This window comes from Hufsiella ginkgonis (assembly GCF_009834915.1).
Taxonomy (GTDB): Bacteria; Bacteroidota; Bacteroidia; order Sphingobacteriales; family Sphingobacteriaceae; genus Hufsiella; species Hufsiella ginkgonis.
Genome location: NZ_WVHS01000001.1, coordinates 882028 through 905636 on the forward strand (window position 1 = coordinate 882028; position 23609 = coordinate 905636).

A 23609-nucleotide genomic window follows, 5' to 3' on the forward strand; every position below is an offset into this window, starting at 1 on the left:
TGGGTAAATCAGTTAATCGCCCAGTCCTTTCAATATATTTTTGATCTCGTCCAGTTCCTCCTTCGAGGCTTTGCCGTTGCCGAGCAATTGCATCACCAGCTTACTTGGCGACCCCTGGTACATCGAATCCACGAACTTATCTAACAGGTGAGCCTTGGTTTTTTCCTCCTCCTCGGCCACGCTGTACACGTGTTTCATTTGGCGTTCATCGCGGGTTAGTATGCCCTTTTCGGCCATGATCTGCATGAGCTTGAGGGTGGTGGTATAGTTTACGTCCTTCTTTTTTTGAAGCTCGTCGTTCACGGCGCGTACCGTGGCAGGGCCGGTTTCCCAGAGGACCTGGAGAATTTCCAGTTCGGATTTGGTAGGGTCGGAGGGTTTGGTTTTTTCTTCCATAATGATTACGAAACCAAAGGTAGGAACTTTTTCGTAGGATGCAAATTAAATGTAGGAAATTTTTCGTAGGTTTTTATGGGGTAGGGGAACCCGTAAAAAATATCTCCGGCGACCTGGTATTTTTCTTCCCGGGTATTGAAACTTTTCACTTTTAGCTAATTACCATACATCCTTCATTTAACGAAAGAACGTAATGAAGGATGCCGTAAAGGAGACACCGGCAAGCTGATAGCGAAAGTGTGAAAGTAATAACAAAGATTTTATCTTAGCAAAACAACGTTCTCAATAGAAGAAAATCATTTTAAAACCGAGCTGCTTTTCATAGCCGGCAAGTCTATCTTGATTCATAAGCTAAGGACCGATAATCACTACCTGGTTGATCACCTGAATAATTTGCCAGCGGCACAGCTCGAACAAATCACGGAGAAATACCAAAATAATCCCGGCCCTGTAAACCAGGTCAGGTACGGATCGTATCCGATATAAAATCCGGGCTGCTTACGTTACCTGGCCTTCAAAAATATTATGATGATAATAAGGACAACTTCGCGCCATACAAGGATCTTTTTTCGCTTGTATATACCTTTATTACAGACCATGATAATACCAGGGTGAGGAATTTCCTGCAGTCGCTGGCAAAAGATATCCAGAAAGACCTCGGCATACGTGACGACACTAAAATTACGAAAGCGAACACTTTTGCCGGCGCGAGAAATATCGGCGATGAACATGCCTGGTTTGCGATTTAGAACAACTCCCATCCGAAACAACACACGGTGAAACAACTATTTTTTTCCGTATACGATGGCGGCATTCAGTTCTCGCTGTATGACCGAAAGACAGGCAAGCAGGATAACAGCCCGGTCTCCCCTGCCCATGTTACTTATAATGATATTGTTGCATATTTCGAAAGTGTTAAACAACGGGTGCTGGATGATGTTCCCCCAAAGGTGACAGTAGAGCAGCAAATCCAGGATTTGCATGCTAAACTGAGCGCGGGCAGGATTAAGGCGTGGGTAGTCCGCCCTGGGCTAATGCCTATTTATGGCAAAATTCCAGGACGATGAGGCATTTTATATCGGTTGGGAGGACGTAGTTAAAGACCTGCGTGCTATGCCTGGCTTTACAGAAAACGATGTTACCGGGTTAATTATTGAACGGTACGGTAGTGCCACGGGGAACCCGTTCAACAGCAAAAAAGCGATCGTAGATTTTTTAACGCGGGTGTCGCCGGGCGATTTGATCATAGCATGTAAGGGTCGCCGGGAAATCCTGGGTATTGGCATTACCGACGGAGGCATACAATATAATGAGGAGGAAGACGAGTATTACGGTTACCGGAACGTTGATTGGTTACTTAAAACCACCCCAGAAAACAATAAGAGCCCTTTTACCCTGGCGGTAAAAACCATCACTCCCCTGGCTTCCCCCTATGCCATCCAGGTTTTAAAAGGTCTGCTGGGCGAAACACTAGAAGTAAAAGGCCACCCGTTCCCCGAAACTAAAGAAGAAACGAATTTGCCATTAAACCAGATCTTATACGGCCCGCCGGGCACAGGCAAAACCTATTGTACCATTAACAAGGCACTGGAGATCATTAATCCGCTCGGGTACCAAAAGCTTACGGAAGCTGGCACAGATGAAGAAACCACCCGTATAGAACTGAAGAGGCTTTACACCCGGTATATCGACGACGGCAGGATCAGCTTCTGTACCTTCCACCAAAGCATGAGCTATGAAGACTTTGTCGAAGGCATCAAGCCCATTACCGAAGAAGATGACGATGGCCGCAAGACGATCGGTTACGAAATCGCGGACGGCATCTTTAAGCAGGTGTCGGTGTTAGCCTCATATAAATTACTCACAGCTGCGCAACCAACAAAGCAAGACCTTGCATCTTCTAAAGATGGCAATTTGAGGAACGGTGGGATGCATTGCTTGTTCACGTTGAAAAGTTACTAATAAACCATCAATCAGTCCCGCTGCAAACAAAGGCGGGGACGATCTCGGTGGTCGCCATTTCCGATAAAGGGAATGTCATCCTGAAACACGACGTCCATGGCGCTCTGGCCTATACTGTATCCTTTAACCGGCTCAAGGCACTCTATGAAGGCATCGGTACCCGCGATAAACTTTACGCGCTGACGAACATCAACACAACGATCCGCACCATTATCGGCGGTTGTAACACCACTGCATTTTACGCGGTGCTCGACCAACTTTTCCAGCAAACACCGCAAGAGCAGTCCGAAGAGCCCGGCGAGCTTAAGGACCCGGCCTACGCCGAACAAAAAGACCTGCTGGAGAAAAGCGGGTACCAGTTCCCGCATTCTTTACAGGAAGACATGGAGGCGGAGTGCTATGTACTGATCATCGACGAGATCAACCGGGGCAACGTTTCACAGATCTTCGGCGAACTCATCACCCTCATCGAGGAAGATAAGCGGTTGGGAAATAATGAATCGCTCCTGATCCATTTGCCCTATTCCAAAAAGAAGTTCGGCGTGCCCTCCAATCTTCACCTGATCGGAACGATGAACACTGCCGACCGCAGTGTTGAGGCACTGGATACCGCATTACGCCGGCGCTTCAGTTTCACAGAAATGCAGCCCAACGGTGAGCTGCTTAAAAATAACCTATTTCCTGCCGATTATACATTGGCCGATTTATTGGATACCATTAACGATCGCATTGAATTATTGCTGGACAGCGACCATAAGATCGGGCATGCATATTTTATCAATGTAGGTTCAGAAGAAGACCTGTACAGCGTATTCGCCGCTAAGATTATCCCTTTGTTACAGGAGTACTTTTACGACGATCGTGGCAAGATCGGCCTTGTTCTGGGCGAGGGACTTTTCGAAGTCATACCCGCCGCGACATCCCGGAAGACAAGTCTTGCAAAGTTTTTCAACTACGACACTGACGCTATCGAGTTCCGGGACCGGTATAAGTTGCGGATGCCAGGTAAAGAACCTGGCGCACTTGGAAAGGCATTGAAAATTTTGCTTTCCCTTTCTCCCAATTAGTCAACAGCAACAACCGATGGATCCGGGCAAACCTGAAAATCTGTTCCACCTCGTCGTGTTTGAGCACGAAGTGGTGCGCGTAGATACACGAAATGCACGGAATAAGCAGCTTCAGCGCGCATGTTATGAAGCGCTCTGTGCGTTTCACGGCGAAAATGGCGTCCCTTATTTCCGGTTGGTGCATAATGGTGTCAGGTTCTGTGAATACGTGGGGGTACTACAGGTTGGCCGCTTTACGATCGAGGTACTACCAAAAGCAGATAAAAACGGCGATAACTCTTCCGAAACCAAATGGCAGCGCATCCTGATCCGCATGCTTCGCGAAAGCGGCAATTTCCCGGTGGAAGCTCCAAGTAGTTCAAACCTGAACTTAAAAAGCAATTCTATACTCGATCTATATATTCGTTCGTTCCTTGACCACGTGAATACGCTCATTCACCAGGGCTTGGTAAAAAAATACCGGAAAACCGAAGGAAATATGGGAACGTTGAAAGGGAGGCTCCTGTTTAATCGTCAACTTCAACGCAACCTGGTGCACGCCGAACGCTTCTATACCGCATACAGCGTTTACGACCGCGACCATATTTATCATCAACTCCTCTTTAAAACCCTGAAGCTGATCGCCGGAATCGCCCCGCATAACTTCGCCGGCGAAGCCAGCCGCCTCCAGCTATCGTTTCCTGAACAGGATGACATCCGCGTTACCGAATGCACTTTTTCCCTGCTCAGGACAGATCGAAAAATTGCCCGGTATGCACCTGCGCTGAAGATCGCCCGCCTGCTGTTGCTTAACTACCACCCGGATGTGGCAGGCGGAAGAAATCACGTACTCGCATTGCTATTCGATATGAACAGGGTGTGGGAGGCCTGCGTGCTGCACAAATTCAGGAACTATCACACGAAAATTCGCATATCCGCGTCAGCGGACAAGAAAGCGAAACATTCTGGAATGGCCGCAGCATACGTCCGGATATCGTGGTCCGCCCAACCGGTCATACCCCGATCGTTATCGACACTAAGTGGAAAGCAATTTCCGACCCCGAGCCTTCTATCGAAGACGTACGGCAGATGTATGCATATAACCATCATTTTAAGAGTGTTAAGGCAGTATTGCTTTACCCTGACGTGTACGGGGTGGAGGGTCAATCCGGAAGCTATTCACTGGATAATCTTCACGCGGATGCGGAAGTGAAAAGCCATAAGTGTGAGGTTTTCTTCCTGGGGGTGGGTGCGAATTATGATGACGTGCTGGTTAAGTTAATGAGGTTGGTGGGGGGGAAATTATAATGAATTTCCGGCCATGAGGATGATTGACTCTCTTGGGTAGGTAAAGAACACTTGTTATAGTAATGCCACCCGATCAAAACTTAAATTACTTTCGCGATTCTTGGCTTGAAACCATACTTTTGAATATTCCCACAGTTTGGCGAGAGAAGTACCGTAGCGATTATATCTCTTTAGTGCGCACTCTTGCCTGGGGGTGTCAAACAAGATGTATAAACCAGCTATTCCCAATGGCCTTCAACGAAGATTCAAGAGTAAAAATACCTGCCTTGCTTCATCTGGTTCGGCTGGGATACCAATACATCCCGCGGAAGGCACAAACATGCGCGGAAGAAACCAACATCTTTCCAGCCATCTTTAAAGAAAGTATACAGCGAATAAACCCAGGTTTTACCGACATTGAAGTCGAACAGCTATTAGGAGACTTAACCCTAAAGCTTGATTACGATGACTTGGGTCGCGATTTCTATAAAGCGTTAACAGCAACCTCCGGTATCAAATTAATCGACTTCAAAAACTTTGCAAACAACAGTTTTCATGTTACTACCGAACTGACCTGCAAAAACGGCGATGAGGAATTCCGCCCGGATATCACCGTACTCATCAACGGAATCCCATTAGTGTTCATCGAGGTAAAGAAGCCCAATAACCGCGAAGGCGTATTAGCAGAACGGACCCGGATCAACAGGCGTTACAGCAACCGCAAGTTCAAGCGCTTTGCCAACATCACCCAACTCATGATTTTCTCCAATAACATGGAGTACGAAGACGGCGTAATAGAACCTGTACAAGGCGCTTATTATGCCACCTCCGCTTATGGGGATTTGCATTTCAATTATTTCAGGGAAGAAGATAACCTGGACCTCAACAAAATTTTGCAACCTGAAAACGAAGAGCTTGAGAACGACATCCTAAAAGACAACAACGTTGCGGCGATAAAGTACACCCCTGAGTTCCATACCAATAAGCATTATCATACCCCAACACATCGCATATTAACCTCGCTGCTAAGTAAAGACCGGCTGACGTTCATTCTCCGGTATACGCTTGCGTACGTGGAAGAAAATACCGATGGCATTACTTCCAGGCAAAAGCACGTGATGCGGTACCCGCAGCTATTCGCTACGAAAGCAATAACCATGAAACTGGATGCCGGGCTTAAAAAAGGCATTATCTGGCACACCCAGGGCTCCGGTAAAACGGCGCTCGCTTACTATAACGTTAAGCACCTTACAGACTATTATCAAAAGCAGAACAAAGTCCCTAAGTTTTATTTTATAGTCGACCGGATTGACCTGGCTATACAGGCTGCCTCCGAATTCACTAACCGCGGCCTGCGTGTAAACACCGTAAATTCCCGTACCGATTTTGTAAACGACATCAAAACCGTTGGCGCCATCCACAACGATAGTGGAGAGGCCGAAATTTCGGTCGTAAACATCCAGAAGTTTACGGAAGAAGCTACGGTAACCATCAATCCGGAATACGATATCAACATCCAGCGCATCTATTTCCTGGACGAAGCGCATCGCTCCTACAATCCCAAAGGCAATTACCTGGCTAACCTGATCAATTCAGACAAGCAAGCCATCAAGATCGCCCTCACCGGAACGCCCTTGCTCAAACAGGTGGTGAAGGAATACGATAGCAAGGAACTTTTCGGCGGCTACATTCATAAATACTATTACAACCAGTCGATTGCCGATGGGTATACGCTGCGACTGATCCGCGAGGGCATTGATACCACCTATAAAATGCAGATGCAGGAAATCCTGGAGCAGATCAACATTTTACAGGGGGATATCAAAAAGTCGCAGGTGTACGCGCATCCCAAGTATGTGGCGCCGTTGCTGGATTACATCATCAACGACCTGCAAAAGTTCCAGTTACAGGATCCGTCATTGGGCGGCATGGTGGTTTGCGATTCGGCAGAACAAGCCAAAGCGTTATTCGAACATTTCGAAGCGCGGTTCGGGGTACAAGAAACATCGGCTGCCAACCTCAACCCGATTGGTTCAACTGATACACACTCCAAGAGCTCAACCCGGCCACTTACTGCTGCGCTTATCCTACATGATGCGAACGACAAGAGCGTCCGTAAAGACCTGATCCAGGCATATAAGCACAGCAAAATTGATCTCCTGTTTGTATACAATATGCTGTTAACCGGGTTTGATGCTAAGCGGCTGAAGAAGCTCTATCTCACCCGGGTCATCAAAGATCATAATCTCCTTCAAACCCTCACCCGGGTAAATCGCCCGTACAAAAAATACCGATTCGGGTACGTGGTCGATTTTGCCGACATCACCTCCGCTTTCGATAAAACAAACCGCCTGTACTTCGACGAACTAAAAGCCGAACTGGGCGATGAGATGGAAAGCTACAACCAACTCTTTCGCTCGGCGGAAGAAATTGAAGCCGATATCGCCCAAATCAAGGACGTTCTCTTCCATTACGAAACCACTAACGCGGAGGTATTCCGGCAGCAGATCGAGCAAATCAGGGACCGTGGCACTTTACACGAACTTATTAAGGCGTTACAAAACGCCAAAGAGCTGAAAAACATCATCCGGCTCGAAGGGTTCGACGAATTGCTGCAACGGCTCGACTTCGTAAAGCTGAACCAGTTACTGCGCGAGGCGGAAGGCCAACTGGAAAAGCTGAACCTGATCGAAGCCATCAACAACGATGCCGACACCACCAACCTGTTGAACACCGCGCTTGAGGACGTGATCTTCCTGTTCACCAAGATCTCAGAAAGCGAACTCATCCTTGCCGACGAGCTCAAAAACCAGTTACGGCAAACCCGCGAAGCCCTGCAAAGCAATTTCGACCAACAGGACCCGCAGTTCGTTACCCTGAAAGAAGAGCTCGAACGAATATTTAAGAAAAAGAACCTGGACGAAGTAACGCAGGAGGATATGAAAGAGAACATCTTCTTGCTGCGAGCCATTTACGACAAGGTGAAAGAACTGAACCGCAAAAATGACCTGTTGCGAGCCAAGTACGACCAGGATGAAAAATACGTGCGGGTGCACAAACGGCTGGTAGAGAAAGGAACCCTAACCATTAAAGAAGCTCAACTCCACGATGCATTAAAAGTGATTAAACAACAAACAGACGCGCAGTTGCTCAAAAGCAGGCAACTGACCGAAAATGAGGCATACTTTAAAGACTTCTTGTTAAAACTTGTAGTAAGAGAGGTGAAACAGGAACAAAAGATGGATCTCGATTTTGCTACCACATCAGCGATTAACACACTAATCGTAAACGAATACCTGCAGCTACATAACAACTACGCAAGATGACAGATATAACCTTTATCACGCAGACCAAGCAATTAATAGACAGCCTGAAGAGCGTCTGCGCTAATTATGGGTTAGGGAACGATGGGAATGAGTTTAAGATCATTACCCAAATGTTTTTGTACAAGTTTATTAACGACAAATTCAGTTTCGAAGCAAAAAAACAAAACCCTAAGCTTGAAAAAGCCGGCAACTTTCATGAAGCATTAAAGGCGCTGAACGATGACGAATTCCAGTTCCTCACCGCGTTAATCGGTGCCGGGGTCCCGAAGCTGAAACCAGAGCAGATGATTACGCACTTGTATAACAATCAGAACCAACCCGATTTCGCAGTTTTGTTTGATGCCACCTTGCAGGCCATCAGCGTAGACAACGCAGATATTTTCTCTGTAAAATCAGCCAGCGGTGCGAAAGACAAAATGTTCGACCAGCTGAGCCAATTCATTACCGATCCTTCCCAGCGCGATGCGTTTTGCCGGGCCCTGGTGAACAAGCTATTCGAATTCAGCTTCGAGCGGATGTTTAGCGAGAAGTACGACTTCTTCGCTACTATTTTCGAATACCTGATAAAAGACTACAACACCGATAGCGGTGGTAAATATGCAGAGTACTACACCCCGCACGCGGTAGCACGTATTATGGCTGCCATTATGGTACCCGAACCGGTTGAAAACGTGACCTGTTACGACCCCAGCGCAGGATCCGGCACCCTGCTCATGAACATTGCCCATGCCATAGGGGAAGATAACTGTACGGTGTATTCTGAAGATATCTCTCAAAAGTCCTCGAATATGCTGCGGCTAAATTTGGTGTTGAACAATCTATCACGATCGATTCCAAACATCATTAAAACCAATACGATTTCAGAGCCGTATTACTTAGGTCGCAAATTTGACTATATCGTTTCCAATCCTCCGTTCAAGCTTGATTTTTCTGACTTCCGAGAGACGCTAGAGAAAGATGCTTATAAAGAGCGTTTTTTTGCAGGCATCCCGAAGGTGCCAAATAAGGAAACAACAAAGATGCCGATTTACTTATTGTTCATTCAGCATATCATGACCAGCCTTAGTAAAATGGGGAAAGCGGCGATTGTAGTGCCGACTGGATTTATAACTGCACAAGGTGGAATAGAAAAGAGGATTAGGGAGCAAATGATTGAAGGTAAAATGCTTAAGGGGGTGGTTAGTATGCCTAGTAATATTTTCGCAAGTACCGGCACAAATGTGAGTGTAATATTCCTGGATCGAGAAGCTGACAGCCAAAATATTGTATTAATAGATGCTTCTAACCTAGGCACAGTAGTAAAAGAGAACAAAAATCAACGAACAGTACTTGAATCAATCGAAGAAGAACGCATAGTTTCTGTGATAAATAGCAAAGAGAGTGTTGAAGATTTCTCCGTTGTATTAACAACGGACCTTATCCGAGAGAAAAATTACTCATTTTCGGCGGGGCAATACTTCAATGTAACAATTGAACACGTCAATATTACCCCCACAGAGTTTAAGCAAAGGATTAATACTTATACAGAAACATTAAACCGACTAGCTTTTCGGTCAAATCAGCTCGACTATGAGATTAAAGTGCAACTGAATGGCCTTGGATATGAAAACTGAATTTACAGATAAGTTTATAGAGGAATTATTAGTAAATGAAAAAGGCGCACTCATTTCCGGGCCATTTGGCTCTGATATAAGTAGCAAATTTTTCACACAAGTTGGTGTACCCGTGATTAGAGGGAACAACCTAAGTAAGGAGAATATTAAATTTATTGATGATGGCTTTGCGTTTGTTTCCGAAAAAAAAGCAGATGAACTAGACGCATATGCGATAAAAGATGACATTGTATTCACTGCAGCTGGTACAATCGGGCAAGTTGGGATAATAGACGAAACCGCGAGATATAGCAAATACATAATATCTAACAAACAGATACGGGTTAGATTGGATAAAACCAAAGTTCTTCCTTTATATGCTTACTATTGGCTATCAAGTCCTTGGATCGTTAAGAACTTAATTGCAAAAAATACCGGCAGTACAGTTCCTCTGATAAATCTAGGTGTAATTCGTAAGCTGAACATTAGGATTCCGAAACAGAAAATCATTGAAGAGAATATCGTCCGAATCCTTTCATCAATAGATGATAAAATTTTATTGAATAGAGAAATCAGTACTAACTTAGATGGAATCGCGAAAACGGTGTACGATTACTGGTTTCTGCAGTTCGATTTCCCTAATAGCGTTGGTAAGCCTTTTAAGTCTTCTGGCGGAAAAATGACCTACAACAGCAAATTAGGGTGTGAAATACCAGAAGATTGGACTGTTACGAGCATTACTGAATGTATCGATCATGACAAAAGTGGAGATTGGGGGAAAGAATATCCAGAGGGCAACAATAACTTAGAGGTAGCTTGCATTAGGGGTGCCGACATAAATGGCTTAAATGGAGTCGGAGAGATAAAAGCACCGGTTCGATTCATTTTGAGCAAAAATTCACACAAATTATTAGAAACTCATGACGTAATTGTTGAAATTTCTGGAGGAAGTCCAACGCAATCAACGGGGCGATTGGGTTTCGTAACAGAAGAAACACTTGAACGTTTCGACAAACCTCTTATTTGTTCTAACTTTTGCAAAGCCGTTTCTTTGAAGAACAAAAAACAGCTTTTTCACTTTGCTCAATCATGGAATAATGCCTACCAAAATGGTGTGCTGTTTGGTTTTGAAGGAAAAACTAGTGGTATAAAGAACTTGCTGTTCGATTCATTCGTAAACTCTTATCAGATTGCCGGTCCGCCAGATCACTTGATTGAACAGTTTTACAACCTTATTCTACCCTTTCATAAGCAACAGCAAAATTTGCTTAAGCAAAATCTGGAACTCGCTCAGTTAAGAGATTGGTTGCTTCCAATGCTAATGAATGGCCAAGCTACCGTAGGTGAGAATGCGACAATCACTGAAAACCAGGTTAATCAAACCTCGCAAAACGACACGCTCTGCATTGCACCGGCAAAACAAGGCTTCGCCAAACAAACCCTCGCAGGCAACATCATTTCCCTTTTCAAAGACGATCCCCACTTCACCGATATCAAATTCCAGAAAGTCCAGTTCCTCGCCGAACATATCGCTGAAGCCGACCTCAACCTAAACTATTATTACCAGGCCGCCGGCCCGTATGACAATAAGTTTATGCACACTATTCACACCGATCTTAAGAAAAACCAATGGTTTGACAAGGTCGGGAAGAAGTACGTACCGCTTGCCAAGCAAAATAAAATACAAGAATACTTTCAAGGTTATTTCGCTCCGGCCCAGCAAAAGTTGAACACGTTATTCGGTCTCTTACAGGATACCACCGAAGCAGAAGCAGAAATCATCGCCACAACCTACGCAGTTTGGAACAACCGGCTTATAGAGAAAAGAACCTCCCCTGATAACGAACTCATTGAAGACTTTTTCAAGTGGAGCGAGCGTAAACAGCAATATTCAGCAGAGCAGGTGAAATGGGCGCTGCATTGGTTACGCGAAAACAAGTTTGAGCCAAAGGGATTTGGGAAACTGATTAAGAAAGCAAAAAGTAAAAGCGGCGCGACCGCATAATCAACGTTTATCGATCATGAGTGGCTACAAAATGAATGCATCGGCTACCCAACTACCTGAAAGCAGGTTATGGGATGAATTAAGCCGGAAGCTGGCAGGTACAAAAAGCGTTACGAGTGTAAACGGCATCATTTATAAGTTGGAGAATATTAATAATGCGGAAGTCAGCTATTCCGTCGAATCCCGGAATGGTGGTGAATCTGAACCAATAAGTAAAGAAGATTTCCTTTCTGCAATAAGTCTCCTTAAAAAGATGCGATCATTTAATACCTCGACTATCAAACCGTATTTTTCCGGCCCGCTTTATAAGAAACGGTCACCGCTATTTGCGTTGCTTTTGGCCGCCGGCTTTATTGACCGCGAATAAATTTTAGATGTTCAAATGTAGAAGCCATATAGGTTAGGAAGTTGTGATTATGTTCATGCCAAGCGCCACTTGTCAAAATGATTAATTAAGTATTTATTTCTTTTAAATTAAAAATATCGTTCGCATTTTTATAGTGCGTTACACGCCTGGTCTCATACTCGGTGTCTATTATTAACAACATCCCAGGCAAGCAGGTGTAAGTCCTCGCACTCTTCCGGTAACTCGGCGTGTAACGCGGTGACCTGGGTATTTAAACATTTCGATATGCGTTACACGAAAAAACACCCCCTCAAAGAAGCCGAGCTCCACCTCTCCTTCAAACCTCCCACCAACCCCATCAAAATTTCCAGCTGTACGGATGCCGAACGCGCCTTCCGCTCCATTTGGGATACCCCCCTGCTCCCCATCCAGGAACAGTTCTACGTGATCTACCTCAACCGAGCCAGCCACGTATTGTGCTGGCGCTGCCTCCACACTGGCACCTGTACAGGCGCCACGATAGACATCAAACTGTTATTAGCTACCGCCTACGGATGTTTGGCGCAAAGTGTGCTCATTGCGCATAATCACCCGTCCGGGAGCTTAAAACCCTCCAAAGCCGATCTTAAGCTCACTAACACGATCGATCTGGCGTGCCATTATAATGAGTTGATGCTGCTGGATCATATCATCCTCAATCAAAACAGCTTTATGAGTTTCGTTGATGCGAGGTTGTTATCAGGGTATGACAAGTGATGGTTAAAACGGGTTTGGGTTTCTCGCGCCTTGTCTAAATAGCTTATTTTCAATGGAATACTTGGTTAATAACGCTTTCATGCTGATCTTTGTCATTCTATCGGGATCGTAGCCTTTATCAATGGAGGCACCTGGATACGGTCCCGTTATTTTAAATTCGCCTGTTTCTGCAACCATCGCTGGTAATGGCCGCTACCCGGGCAACATTGTTAAACTTTTTAATACAACCAGATTATGGTAACTTTGAACAACCACTCATTTATGACCGTAGAGGAACAACTTGAAGTACTGGAGGCCGGCTACCGCAAAGTAACCGTATCGCCGGAAGCCGCGTTGGAGTTTCTGAAAAGCTCCGGTCTGCTCGAACTATCTGAACAATCGCGACGATACGACGAGATTGAAGCAGCCCGGCAGAAGAAAAAGCATAAAACTTCCTGATCATGACTCCTTATCAACCCTCGTATCTCATAGGCTACCACGCCTGTGATAAGGAAATTGGCATGCGTATTTTGCAGGGTAATGACGACTTAAATAGCAGCACTAACCCTTGGGACTGGCTTGGGCATGGTGCATATTTCTGGGAACAGGATGTAATGCGGGCCGCTCAATATGCTTATGAAACAGCTGCGGGGATGCAGCGAAATAAGAATGGAATAAAGGTGCCATTTGTTCTTGGTGCGATCATTGATCCCGGGAACTGCTTGAACCTGGTAGAGTCCCGTGCAATGCCAGTGTTAAGCCGTGCTTATGAAATGATAAACAACATCTATCACTTATCCGGCAAATTGCTGCCGACAAATAAAGAGAAGATCCGATTCCTGGATTGTGCAGTGATGAACTATGTTCATGTGATGAATCAGCAGGAACATAGGCCTCCCTACGATACTATACGCTGTGCATTTCCGGAAGGGGAAGCCATTTACCCGGGCTCAATGATCAGTTCCCGGTTACATATACAAATTTGTGTTTGTAACCCTGCTTGTATCAAAGGTTTCTTTGTGCCGAGACCAATTACGGAGTATAGTTCGCATTTGAAAACGGCTTAGCACAATGATATATGGCAAAAGCGATTAAAGTTAACCTATCGGTTACCCGTACTGCGCTGGATAAAAAACTGGAGAAGCTGGAAAAAAAGCGGAAGCCTATCGACCTGGACAAATATGCCGGGAAGGTGAACTTCGGCGTAGATGGCCTGGAATACCAGTTGAAAGTCCGCGATGAGTGGCGATCAGGTAGTGGTCGACACCTCCCTGATCATTAATCTCTTTAATGGCGTACAGGGAGTTCAGCAACTGATCGAAGGCCGGAGCCTGTTCGTATCTGTTGTATCCGAAATCGAAGTGCTTAGCTTTCCTGCGTTGACAGCCACGGGTAAACGGCTGATTAAAGATTTTCTTGCCGAATGTTATGTCGTTGATCCTGAACCAGCTATAAAGGAGCTTACGATTGATATCCGCTCGAAAACCAAGGTAAAACTGCCAGACGCCATCATTGCAGCTACAGCAATTTATTTCGACTTACCGTTGTTTACCATGGATGGTGGTTTTAACCGTGTGAGTCAATTAAGCGCGGTGGTGTTTTCTTTCAAGAAATAGTTGGCAAACCTCCAACCAACCTCATCAAAATTTCCAGCTGCACGGATGCCGAACGCGCCTTCCGCTCCATTTGGGATACCGCCCTGTTCGCTATCCAGGAATAGTTCTACGTGATCTACCTCAACCGCGCTAACCAGGTATTGTGCTGGCGCTGTCTCCATACCGTCACCTGTGTATGCTGGATCATATCATCCTCACTCAAAACAGCTTTATGAGCTTAACTTCGTTGAGGGCTTCGCCGTTTGTTGATACGGGGTTGTTACCGGGGTATGACAAGTGATGGTTAAAACGTGCTTGAACTACCTGTTCCTGCAACCATCTTGGTAATGTCCGCAGCCATGGGTGAACCCCAGGTTAAACATTTTCTTGCCGAATGTAATTGCCGCCCCCAATACTCCCCGCCTTATCTAATGGCATTACCGGTCAACAGGAGAACAACCACGGTATAGCTATAGGCTATCCGGCTAAATATCAATCTTCTGATGCAGCTGCGGGATCTCGATATGGGCAAACCCTGCATCCTCCAAATGCTGCCTGAACCGCGTTTGTACCTCGTACTCGCCATGTACCAGGAAAATCTTCCTGACCAAGGCAGGATCCTGGCACGACATGAACTTGAGCAGATCCTCATAATCGCCATGCGCGCTCATCGATTTGATCGATTTTACTTCCGCCTTCACTTGGTGCTCTTCTCCGAAAATGTACACGACCGGTTGCCCCGCCATCAATTTTCCGCCGAGCGAAGAGGGCTCGCAGTAACCTACCAGCAGGATCGTATTTTTTTCGTGGCCGATGGTATTGCGGATATGATGTTTCACGCGTCCTGCCTCTGCCATGCCGGAAGCGGAGATGATCACGCAGGGACGCGGGTCTTCGTTCAGCGCGCGCGACTCTTCCACACGCTCAATAAACCGGAGCCCCTTAAAAGCGAACGGATCGGCATCGGTCTTCATCACTTCCTTTACGCCATTGTTATATACTTCGGGATGGTCTTTCAGCACCTGTGTGGCTTTTCCCGAAAGCGGGCTATCTACGTAATAGGGGATATCGGGTAACGAACCTTTTAGCTCGAGGCCGTTCAGCGCATACAGGATCTCCTGGGTGCGGCCAACGCTAAACGCAGGGATCACCACCTTTCCTCTCCTGAGCACACAGGTCTGGTGGATGATCTCGTACAGGGCCTGCTCTACCGGCCCAAGGTCCTTGTGCAGCGAATCGCCGTAGGTCGACTCCAGGATCACGTAATCCGCCTGGTCGAAACGCTGGGGGCTTTTTAGCAGGAGGTCGCCGTAACGCCCTACGTCGCCGCTGAACGTGATCCGCGTATATTTTCCCTCTTCGAGGATGGTAAGGTGCACGGCCGCGCTCCCGATAATGTGCCCGGCATCGGTAAACCGGCAGGTAACGCGCGGACCGATCTCAAAATCTTCGTTATAATCCACCACCTTGAAAAGACCGAGGGCCGTGATCACATCTTCCTCGGTATAAAGGGCTTCGATCTCGCCGTCGCCATGCGGGGAGTGATGCTTGCGGCGTTTTGCGTACTCGGCGTCCTGGGCCTGGATCTTCGCCGAATCCAGGAGCAGGATCCGCGCAAGATCCATCGTAGCCGGTGTACTGTAGATGTTACCACGGAACCCTTCCGCCACCAGGCGCGGAACCAACCCGCAATGGTCTATATGTGCATGCGAAAGCACCAGGTGATCTACCGTAGAAGGCTTAAAGCCAAAATAGCCGTTTAACTCATCCGTTTGATCGCCCATCCCCTGGAAAAGTCCGCAGTCTAACAGGATGCGCGTCCCATCGGTAAGTGTGAGCAGGTGCTTGCTTCCCGTAACGTTGCGGGCCGCACCATGAAAAGTGACATTCATTATGGCTATTTATCCGTTAGCATCTGTATAGGTACATTTAACTATATAATAGCTTTTGTGTTTCGAAATAAAATTGTAATGTGCCAAAACCCGCTTTAAATTATTTATTTAAAATAACTAAAAATTTAGTTGCAGAACTAAATCATTAGTTATACCTTTATCTTAACGACCAACGATCATGGAATTTAAAGAACTTACCCGGGCAGAAGAACAGATCATGCAAGTGCTATGGCAGCTTGAAAAGGCTTTTGTGAAAGACATCATCGATGAGCTCCCGGAGCCAAAACCTGCGTACAATACGGTGTCTACCATTATCAGGATTCTGGAGACCAAGGGATTTGCGGACCACGAGGCATTCGGGAAAAGCCATCGCTACTTCCCGCTTACCAGCCGGGAAGCGTACAAAAGCTTCGCCACTGAAAAATTGCTGAGCAACTATTTCGAAAGCTCGGTAGAGAGCATGTTTTCCTTCTTTGTAAAGGAGAAAAAGATCGACCTCCAGGAAGCTGATGAAATATTGAAACTGATCGAGAAACTTAAAAACAAAAGGTGATGAAGGGCTTTCAATATCTCCTCCAGGTTAATTGTTATATCATCCTTTTCTATGGATTTTATTTCCTGCTGCTTCGCAACGAGACATGGTTCCGCTTAAACCGGCTGTATTTGCTGGCCACTATGCTGCTCTCATTCCTGATCCCTGTACTGCGGTCAGACTGGATCCAATCCCTGCTGGTAACTCAACAGGTAAAACATGTTACCCACGTGATGGGTACCGCCCTCTACCAACGCGCACCCGGCATTAAGGCAAGCGTGGCAACTGTTACCCCGTTTTCCTGGCGGATCCGGAGCCTGGCCTTAACGGTATACCTTACCGGCGCTGTTTTCTTCCTGTGCCGGTTTATACGGTCCTTGGCCATCATATATTTCTCTAAACCAGGCAAGGCGAGCCAGGCACACTCTTTCTTTAAAAGGATTGTGGTGCCGGAGTCGGTAAGCTCCCGCGATACGGTTATGAGCCACGAGGAAGTTCATGCCCGGCAATGGCATTCCGCAGACGTGGTCCTGTTTGAGATAGTTATGATTATTAACTGGTTCAACCCGGTTATTCATCTTTCCAGGAAGGCCATCAGGCATATCCACGAGTTTATTGCCGACGAAGAAGCGGCGCGTCACCAGCCCAGTAAGTCAGACTATGCCCTATTGCTGGTAAGCAGCACATTCGGGGTGTCGCCGTCCCGCCTGTTGAACTCCTTTTATACAAAATCACTATTAAAAAAACGAATCGTTATGCTACACAAAACCAAATCAGGGAAGATCGCCTTACTCAAATATGGCCTGTCGGCGCCGTTATTTGCCGGGATGCTGGTGTTTTCTTCCGCAGCGCCTTATGCAGGGCCGATCCGCACTCTCACAGAGAAATTCGACGCATCCGAAACACCTGCGTATGAACTCACATCTTTTAGAAAGCGGAATTCACAGGTGCGCTATAATGTTCCTCCCGTGCCGCCCAAAGCTATCACCAGCGCACCGAAAGCATCGGCAGCGAATAACCACGATGGCGTAGTGAAACTCAGCGAAGTAGTCGTCCGCGAAAACACTACGCATCCGGCCGATACCTTTAAGGTAAGCAAAGAAGACAATTCGGTTCATTCATTTGCATCCATCGACACCTCCCCGATGTACGGAACGAGCTTTCGCGACGTTATTACCTATATCACGAACAATTTTAAATATCCCGAAATTGCTAAAGCAAATGGTGCAGGCGGCAAAGTAATCGCTAGTTTTATCGTGGAGCGGGATGGTAGCTTAACCCAGGTAAAAATAGTCAGGGGTCTCGGAATGGGCATTGACGAGGAAGTTACCCGCATTTTACAGCAAATGCCGCACTGGAAGCCCGCAATTTCTGACGGAAAATCGGTCAGGGTGGCGTTTACCCTCCCAATTGCCATCGAACCTGTAAAAAACTAAGCTGAAAATAAAAATTTAGCAAAAAAACTCACCGAATAGCTATTTTTTTTAAGCACAAAGGCCCCGGAAAATTAATTCCGGGGCCTTTTGTGTAGTAGTCTCCTTGCCTCGTGCAACAAAATTAACGAATTTCTTCCTCTTTAAAGAATTTTGCACTGAAAAACTCCCGGTTCATGCGGGCGATGTTTGTCAGGGAAATTTCTTTAGGGCATTCGGCCTCGCAGGCGCCGGTATTGGTACAGTTACCAAATCCTTCTTCGTCCATTTGCGCTACCATGGCCTGTGCACGCTGGTAACGTTCCTGTTGTCCCTGCGGGAGTAATGCCAGCTGGGATATTTTCGCCGAAACGAACAACATAGCCGACGCATTTTTACAGGCAGCCACGCAGGCGCCACAGCCAATACAAGTGGCGGAGTTAAATGCCTCGTCGGCGATCACCTTAGGGATCGGGATTTCGTTAGCATCCGGAACACCCCCGGTTCCAACTGATACGAAACCACCGGCTTGCTGGATGCGCTCAAAAGCGGCACGGTTGGTGGCCAGGTCCTTAATTACGGGGAAAGCGGCAGACCGCCACGGTTCGATCGTGATCGTTTCGCCGTCGCTGAAGCTGCGCATGTGCAGCTGGCAGGTAGTAATGGCGCGCTTTGGCCCGTGGGGACGTCCGTTAATGTATAACGAGCACATCCCGCAAATCCCTTCGCGGCAGTCGTGATCGAAATAGATCGGGTCTTCACCTCTCTTTACCAGGCTTTCGTTCACTACGTCCAGCATTTCCAGGAATGACATGTCTGGCGAAATATCAGTCGCTTTATAGGTGATAAATCCCCCGCGGTCGTTCTCGTTTTTCTGTCTCCAGACCTTCAGCGTTAAATTCATGTGTCCGCTCATCTTTTTTATGTTATTGCCACAAGCTATAGCTGGCGGCTGATAGCTATTTATAACTTCTTTGTGCCAGTTTAATGTTCTCGAAAACCAATGCCTCTTTATGCAGCGCTTCAGCAACGTTATCACCCTTGTATTCCCATGCGGCTACATAAGCAAAGTTTTCATCGTCGCGCAGCGCCTCCCCTTCTTCGGTCTGGCTTTCCACGCGGAAGTGCCCTCCGCAGGATTCGGAACGATTTAACGCGTCATCTACCATCAGCTCCCCCAGTTCGAGGAAATCGGCTACGCGACCTGCTTTTTCCAGCGACTGGTTCATTTCATCGTTCGTACCCAATACGATGGCGTTCTTCCAAAAATCGGCACGGAGGGCACTGATCAGGCCTTTTGCCTTTGCCAGACCTTCGGCCGTCCTGGCCATGCCGCAGTACTCCCACATAATGAGACCGAGCTCGCGGTGATACTCATCTACCGTTTTGTTACCCTTTAATGAGAGCAGCTTGTCGATACGCTCCTTTACGGCTTTCGTGGTCTCGGCAAATGCCGGATGGTTGGCATCAACCGGTTTCGGACCGATGGTGGCCAGGTAATCGCCCACAGTGGCGGGGATCACGAAATAACCGTCGGCGAGCCCCTGCATCAATGCCGACGCCCCGAGGCGGTTAGCGCCATGATCCGAAAAGTTAGCTTCGCCCAACGCATATAAGCCCGGAACGGTAGTTTGCAGGTTATAATCCACCCACAGGCCTCCCATGGTATAATGCACGGCCGGGTAAATACGCATCGGGTGCTTATAAGGGTTCTCGTCCGTGATCTGGTAATACATATCGAACAGGTTACCATATTTTGCACGCACGGCATCTTCGCCAAGGCGTTTAATCGCATCGGCGAAATCGAGAAACACAGCGATCCCTGAGCCGCCTACGCCACGACCTTCATCCACGGCTTCTTTCGCATTGCGCGATGCCACGTCCCTCGGCACCAGGTTACCGAATGCCGGGTATTTGCGTTCCAGGAAGTAGTCCCGGTCTTCTTCTTTCAGGTCTTCTACTTTTATTTCGCCTTTGCGCAGCCGCTGAGCCAGCTCGGGAGTTCTCGGCGCCCAAACACGGCCGTCGTTACGTAACGATTCAGACATCAGCGTAAGCTTCGACTGGTGATCGCCGGTAACCGGGATACAAGTTGGATGGATCTGGGTATAACATGGGTTCCCGAAGAAAGCTCCCCGTTTATGGGCCTTCCATGCTGCCGTAACGTTACAGCCCATGGCATTGGTAGACAGGTAAAACACGTTACCATAACCACCTGTGCACAATAATACGGCATGGCCGGCATGGCTTTCGATCTTACCGGTAACCAGGTCGCGGGTAACAATGCCCTGCGCTTTTCCGTCGACCACCACCACATCCAGCATCTCGTGGCGGGTATATGATTGCACCGCGCCCTCGTTTATCTGGCGGTTAAGCGCCGAGTAAGCGCCCAGCAGCAGCTGCTGACCGGTTTGCCCGCGTGCATAAAACGTCCTGGAAACCTGCGATCCGCCGAAAGAGCGGTTATCCAGCAAGCCACCGTATTCGCGCGCAAAGGGAACGCCCTGCGCTACACACTGGTCGATAATATTTACAGAAACCTCCGCCAGGCGATGCACATTGGCTTCCCGGGCACGGTAATCGCCGCCTTTGATGGTATCGTAAAATAAACGGTGTACACTATCGCCGTCGTTGCGGTAGTTCTTGGCTGCATTGATCCCGCCCTGTGCGGCGATCGAGTGCGCTCGCCTCGGGCTGTCCTGGAAACAAAATGTTTTTACGTTGTAGCCAAGTTCTGCGAGAGAAGCGGCGGCCGAGGATCCGGCAAGCCCTGTACCTACTACCAGGATGGTGTACTTACGTTTGTTGGCCGGGTTTACCAGCTTCAGGTTAAACTTGTGTTTAGACCATTTTGAGGCTAACGGCCCTTCAGGAATTTTAGCATTCAGCTCCATTTCCGATATTTATTTAGTCCTCGCTAGGAGAATGTTTTGAACAGAAAAAACAAGGGCATTGCTGCAAAGACGATAGGAATAAGCAATCCAAATCCCCATACACCGATGAAACGGATCAGCGGAATGTACTTTTTATGGTCCCATCCGAGTGTTTGAAAAGCGCTCCTGAACCCATGGATCAGGTGAAAAGAGAGTGCGGCCATCGCCAGCACGTAAAATGCCACATATAACGGCGATTCAAACGCGTTCTGCACGATAAGGTAAAGGTCTTTGGCGATCACGACACGGCTGCCGCTCTGCAGGTCTACCGCATCGGTATGTACCGGCTCTACGCTGCTGATGGGCAGGTCAGTAACCTGCACGTGCTCGGGATTTTGCAGCTCGATCACATATTTCTTGTAAGGAACACCGCCCCAATGGTATTTCGCCCAGAACGTATTCATATGGATAATGATAAAAACCAGCAATACCGTTCCCAGGATCCCCATATTGCGTGACGTCCATGGGCTGTTCGCCTTCCCGTTAGTAACCGCATAGCCAATGGGGCGCGCCTTCTTATTCTTCATGGTAAGCACCAGCGCGTAGATGGCGTGCAACACGATGGAAGTGTACAGCAGGTACGACACCACTTTGATGGGCGGAAAATGCGTCATAAAGTATGCATACGTGTTAAACGCCAGGCCGCCGTCGTGCTTAAAAAGCTGAAGGTTACCTACAAGGTGTACAACCAGGAAAGAGCACATAAAAAGCCCCGTAAGACTCATAACCAGCTTTTTTCCCAGCGACGACGAGAATGTATTTGAAAAATTACCCATTATCTTCGTTAATTTTATTTGCTTCGGGAGGCAAAAGTATCTAATAATAACAAAAACTAAGTACCCTCACGGCTGCAGATCACGATTTTGAGCTATTTAGAAACGTTCTAAATTTTGCCGGAATAATTGCAGCGGGGTACACTATCTTCGGCTGAAAGCCGGGCGGAAAAAGCTCCGGTGACCTTCAGAAAACAGGGATGAAAAGCAGCTTACGGGACCCCCGTTATGCTGAAAGTTTCGTTTTAATTTTCTAAGTTGAGCCGTTGCTTTAAATCTCATGAAAAAGAAATTATTAAAGACCTGTCTTCTTTTGCACATGCTGCCGGCCGTGCTTGTCGCCCAGCCTTTAGCTACCCGGCTTAGCGCTGCCTGGCAAAAATTCGAAGCAGATCCCCAGTTGAAATATGCCAGCATCTCGTTAACGGTATTAAACACCAACACGGGCGAAACGGTCTTCACCAAAAATGGGAACACCGGCCTGGCACCTGCCTCTACCTTGAAAACGATCGTTTCGGCTACCGCGTTTCATGTGTTGGGGCCGGGTTTTACCTACCAGACCACCCTGGGCTATAGCGGGTCGATCGATGGCAAGGGCACCCTTACGGGCGACGTGATCATCACCGGCGGCGGCGACCCTACGCTCGGGAGCTGGCGATATACCGCATCGCGCGAGCAGGCGATCTTAAAACGATGGACGGAAGCCATCAGGAGTGCCGGGATCAAAAAAATCGCCGGCCGGATCATCTCAGACGACCGGCTTTTCGGCACACAAACGCTGCCTCCCGGTTGGATCTGGCAGGATATCGGGAATTACTATGGCGCAGGGCCTGCTTCGCTTACCTGGCGCGAGAACCAGTTCGACCTGGTATTTAGCCCGGGAAGCAAGGTCGGCTCACCTGTTTCGCTGGTGAAAACCGACCCAAAATTTCCTTACTTAACCATTGTGAACGAGGTGATTACCGGTCCCGCTGGGAGCGGAGACAATGTATATGCCTATTCTTCGCCTTATACCAATATCATTTACCTCCGGGGAAGCTACGGCATCGACCTCAAAAAGGTGATCTCCGCGTCGGTGCCTGATCCAGCTTTAGAGGCAGCCGGGCGATTGATGGACACCCTTAGCCTGGCCGGCATCCCTGTACAGTCCGTTACTACTGCAAGGATCTTGTCTATGGAGAAGAAAAGTTTCGTTCCCCCTGCCAGGCTGGTAGATACGTACACCTCACCAACCCTCGCGCAGATCATTTACTGGTATAACCAGAAGAGCATCAACCTGTATGGAGAACACCTGGTGAAGGCCATTGCACAACAACTGGGGAAAGAGATTACCACCCCGGCGGGTGCTTCGGCAGTAGTGGCATTCTGGAACACCAAACTCGGTATCGACAAAAATGCATTGAATATGATAGATGGCAGCGGCCTCTCGCCCGGCACCCGGGTTACTACCACCGCAATGGCGCAGATCCTCGCTTCTGCAAAAAAGGAGCCCTGGTTCGCCAGCTATTTCGAAAGCTTGCCGACCTATAATAACATGAAAATGAAGAGCGGCAGCATTAATGACGTGCTGGCTTACGCCGGGTACGAAACCAATAACGGTACGCCACTGGCATTTTCGTTTATCATAAACAACTATAATGGCAGTAGCGCGGCGGTGAAACAAAAGATGTTCAACGTGCTCGACCTGTTAAAGTAAGAAGCGGTTGATTTGGGAAGGGTGGTAGACCATGAGCGATCAATGGTCAGCATCCGGCAGACCGTTCTTCGGCAGGCCCGG

22 protein-coding genes and 1 pseudogene are annotated in these 23609 nt (G+C 47.6%); 17 read left to right on the forward strand and 6 right to left on the reverse strand.

All coding sequences use genetic code 11. From position 1 onward, the window contains the following. Positions 1 to 12: 12 nt before the first annotated feature. Positions 13 to 396: a BlaI/MecI/CopY family transcriptional regulator gene (locus GS398_RS03775; RefSeq protein WP_160905378.1), complete on the reverse strand. Its 384-nt coding sequence runs from the start codon at positions 394 to 396 to the stop codon at positions 13 to 15. A 611-nt stretch (positions 397 to 1007) separates the two neighbouring features. Between GS398_RS03775 and GS398_RS03780 the strand changes: the two genes are divergently transcribed. From GS398_RS03780 to GS398_RS03845, 14 genes and pseudogenes are all read left to right on the forward strand, one after another. Beyond that, on the forward strand, positions 1008 to 1145 hold the full coding sequence (locus tag GS398_RS03780; protein ID WP_160905379.1) for a hypothetical protein: 138 nt from the start codon (positions 1008 to 1010) through the stop codon (positions 1143 to 1145). A 27-nt stretch (positions 1146 to 1172) separates the two neighbouring features. Next, a complete protein-coding gene (locus GS398_RS03785; RefSeq protein WP_160905380.1) occupies positions 1173 to 1463 on the forward strand; it encodes a hypothetical protein in 291 nt (96 codons plus the stop codon). After that, positions 1441 to 2358: a DUF8426 domain-containing protein gene (locus tag GS398_RS03790; RefSeq protein WP_160905381.1), complete on the forward strand. Its 918-nt coding sequence runs from the start codon at positions 1441 to 1443 to the stop codon at positions 2356 to 2358. Before GS398_RS03785 ends, GS398_RS03790 begins: the two co-directional genes overlap by 23 nt. Positions 2359 to 2405: 47 nt before the next feature. After that, positions 2406 to 3425: an McrB family protein gene (locus GS398_RS03795; RefSeq protein WP_160905382.1), complete on the forward strand. Its 1020-nt coding sequence runs from the start codon at positions 2406 to 2408 to the stop codon at positions 3423 to 3425. 16 nt (positions 3426 to 3441) lie between these two features. Beyond that, positions 3442 to 4712 (forward strand): annotated as a pseudogene (locus GS398_RS03800) (McrC family protein). Positions 4713 to 4939: 227 nt separating this feature from the next. Then, on the forward strand, positions 4940 to 8017 hold the full coding sequence (locus GS398_RS03805) for a type I restriction endonuclease subunit R (RefSeq protein ID WP_160905384.1): 3078 nt from the start codon (positions 4940 to 4942) through the stop codon (positions 8015 to 8017). After that, positions 8014 to 9630 (forward strand): HsdM family class I SAM-dependent methyltransferase, encoded by a 1617-nt coding sequence (locus GS398_RS03810; protein WP_160905385.1) that lies wholly within the window; start codon positions 8014 to 8016, stop codon positions 9628 to 9630. The genes GS398_RS03805 and GS398_RS03810 overlap by 4 nt, the downstream gene beginning before the upstream one ends. Continuing rightward, positions 9620 to 11614, forward strand: a complete 1995-nt coding sequence (locus GS398_RS03815; RefSeq protein ID WP_160905386.1) for a restriction endonuclease subunit S — start codon at positions 9620 to 9622, stop codon at positions 11612 to 11614. Before GS398_RS03810 ends, GS398_RS03815 begins: the two co-directional genes overlap by 11 nt. A gap of 16 nt (positions 11615 to 11630) precedes the next feature. Next, the gene (locus GS398_RS03820) at positions 11631 to 11981 is read left to right on the forward strand and encodes a hypothetical protein (protein WP_160905387.1); all 351 of its coding nucleotides are present in this window, start codon (positions 11631 to 11633) and stop codon (positions 11979 to 11981) included. Between the two features lie 264 nt (positions 11982 to 12245). Continuing rightward, entirely contained in the window at positions 12246 to 12716 is a 471-nt protein-coding gene (locus GS398_RS03825) for a JAB domain-containing protein (RefSeq protein WP_160905388.1), read from the forward strand. Positions 12717 to 12950: 234 nt separating this feature from the next. Further along, positions 12951 to 13154, forward strand: coding sequence for a hypothetical protein (locus GS398_RS03830; RefSeq protein WP_160905389.1), 204 nt, complete (start codon positions 12951 to 12953; stop codon positions 13152 to 13154). A gap of 2 nt (positions 13155 to 13156) precedes the next feature. Further along, on the forward strand, positions 13157 to 13762 hold the full coding sequence (locus GS398_RS03835) for a hypothetical protein (RefSeq protein ID WP_160905390.1): 606 nt from the start codon (positions 13157 to 13159) through the stop codon (positions 13760 to 13762). An 11-nt stretch (positions 13763 to 13773) separates the two neighbouring features. Then, the gene (locus tag GS398_RS03840) at positions 13774 to 13977 is read left to right on the forward strand and encodes a hypothetical protein (protein ID WP_160905391.1); all 204 of its coding nucleotides are present in this window, start codon (positions 13774 to 13776) and stop codon (positions 13975 to 13977) included. Continuing rightward, positions 13934 to 14311: a type II toxin-antitoxin system VapC family toxin gene (locus GS398_RS03845; RefSeq protein ID WP_160905392.1), complete on the forward strand. Its 378-nt coding sequence runs from the start codon at positions 13934 to 13936 to the stop codon at positions 14309 to 14311. The genes GS398_RS03840 and GS398_RS03845 overlap by 44 nt, the downstream gene beginning before the upstream one ends. On the opposite strand, the gene GS398_RS03850 is transcribed toward GS398_RS03845, so the two are convergent. Together GS398_RS03850 and GS398_RS03855 are read right to left on the reverse strand one after the other, a co-directional pair. Continuing rightward, positions 14275 to 14472, reverse strand: a complete 198-nt coding sequence (locus tag GS398_RS03850; protein ID WP_160905393.1) for a hypothetical protein — start codon at positions 14470 to 14472, stop codon at positions 14275 to 14277. The two genes, GS398_RS03845 and GS398_RS03850, sit on opposite strands and share 37 nt — an antisense overlap. A 303-nt stretch (positions 14473 to 14775) precedes the next feature. Beyond that, positions 14776 to 16182, reverse strand: a complete 1407-nt coding sequence (locus GS398_RS03855; RefSeq protein ID WP_160905394.1) for an MBL fold metallo-hydrolase RNA specificity domain-containing protein — start codon at positions 16180 to 16182, stop codon at positions 14776 to 14778. A gap of 178 nt (positions 16183 to 16360) precedes the next feature. On the opposite strand from GS398_RS03855, the gene GS398_RS03860 reads away from it, so the two are divergent. Further along, the gene (locus GS398_RS03860; RefSeq protein WP_160905395.1) at positions 16361 to 16735 is read left to right on the forward strand and encodes a BlaI/MecI/CopY family transcriptional regulator; all 375 of its coding nucleotides are present in this window, start codon (positions 16361 to 16363) and stop codon (positions 16733 to 16735) included. Beyond that, on the forward strand, positions 16735 to 18150 hold the full coding sequence (locus GS398_RS03865) for a M56 family metallopeptidase (RefSeq protein WP_160905396.1): 1416 nt from the start codon (positions 16735 to 16737) through the stop codon (positions 18148 to 18150). Before GS398_RS03860 ends, GS398_RS03865 begins: the two co-directional genes overlap by 1 nt. A gap of 121 nt (positions 18151 to 18271) precedes the next feature. Here the strand turns inward: GS398_RS03865 and GS398_RS03870 are convergent, their stop codons facing one another. The 3 genes from GS398_RS03870 to GS398_RS03880 are packed head-to-tail and all read right to left on the reverse strand — an operon-like array spanning position 18272 to position 21835. Beyond that, positions 18272 to 19042 carry a succinate dehydrogenase/fumarate reductase iron-sulfur subunit gene (locus GS398_RS03870; protein ID WP_202405945.1) on the reverse strand — a complete coding sequence of 257 codons (771 nt, stop codon included), beginning with the start codon at positions 19040 to 19042 and terminating at the stop codon, positions 18272 to 18274. Between the two features lie 43 nt (positions 19043 to 19085). Then, the gene (locus GS398_RS03875; protein WP_160905398.1) at positions 19086 to 21020 is read right to left on the reverse strand and encodes a fumarate reductase/succinate dehydrogenase flavoprotein subunit; all 1935 of its coding nucleotides are present in this window, start codon (positions 21018 to 21020) and stop codon (positions 19086 to 19088) included. Positions 21021 to 21043: 23 nt separating this feature from the next. Then, on the reverse strand, positions 21044 to 21835 hold the full coding sequence (locus GS398_RS03880) for a succinate dehydrogenase cytochrome b subunit (protein WP_160905399.1): 792 nt from the start codon (positions 21833 to 21835) through the stop codon (positions 21044 to 21046). A 277-nt stretch (positions 21836 to 22112) separates the two neighbouring features. Here GS398_RS03880 and dacB point away from each other — a divergent pair, with 277 nt between their 5' ends. Next, positions 22113 to 23528 carry a D-alanyl-D-alanine carboxypeptidase/D-alanyl-D-alanine endopeptidase gene (gene dacB, locus GS398_RS03885; RefSeq protein WP_160905400.1) on the forward strand — a complete coding sequence of 472 codons (1416 nt, stop codon included), beginning with the start codon at positions 22113 to 22115 and terminating at the stop codon, positions 23526 to 23528. Positions 23529 to 23609: the final 81 nt, after the last annotated feature.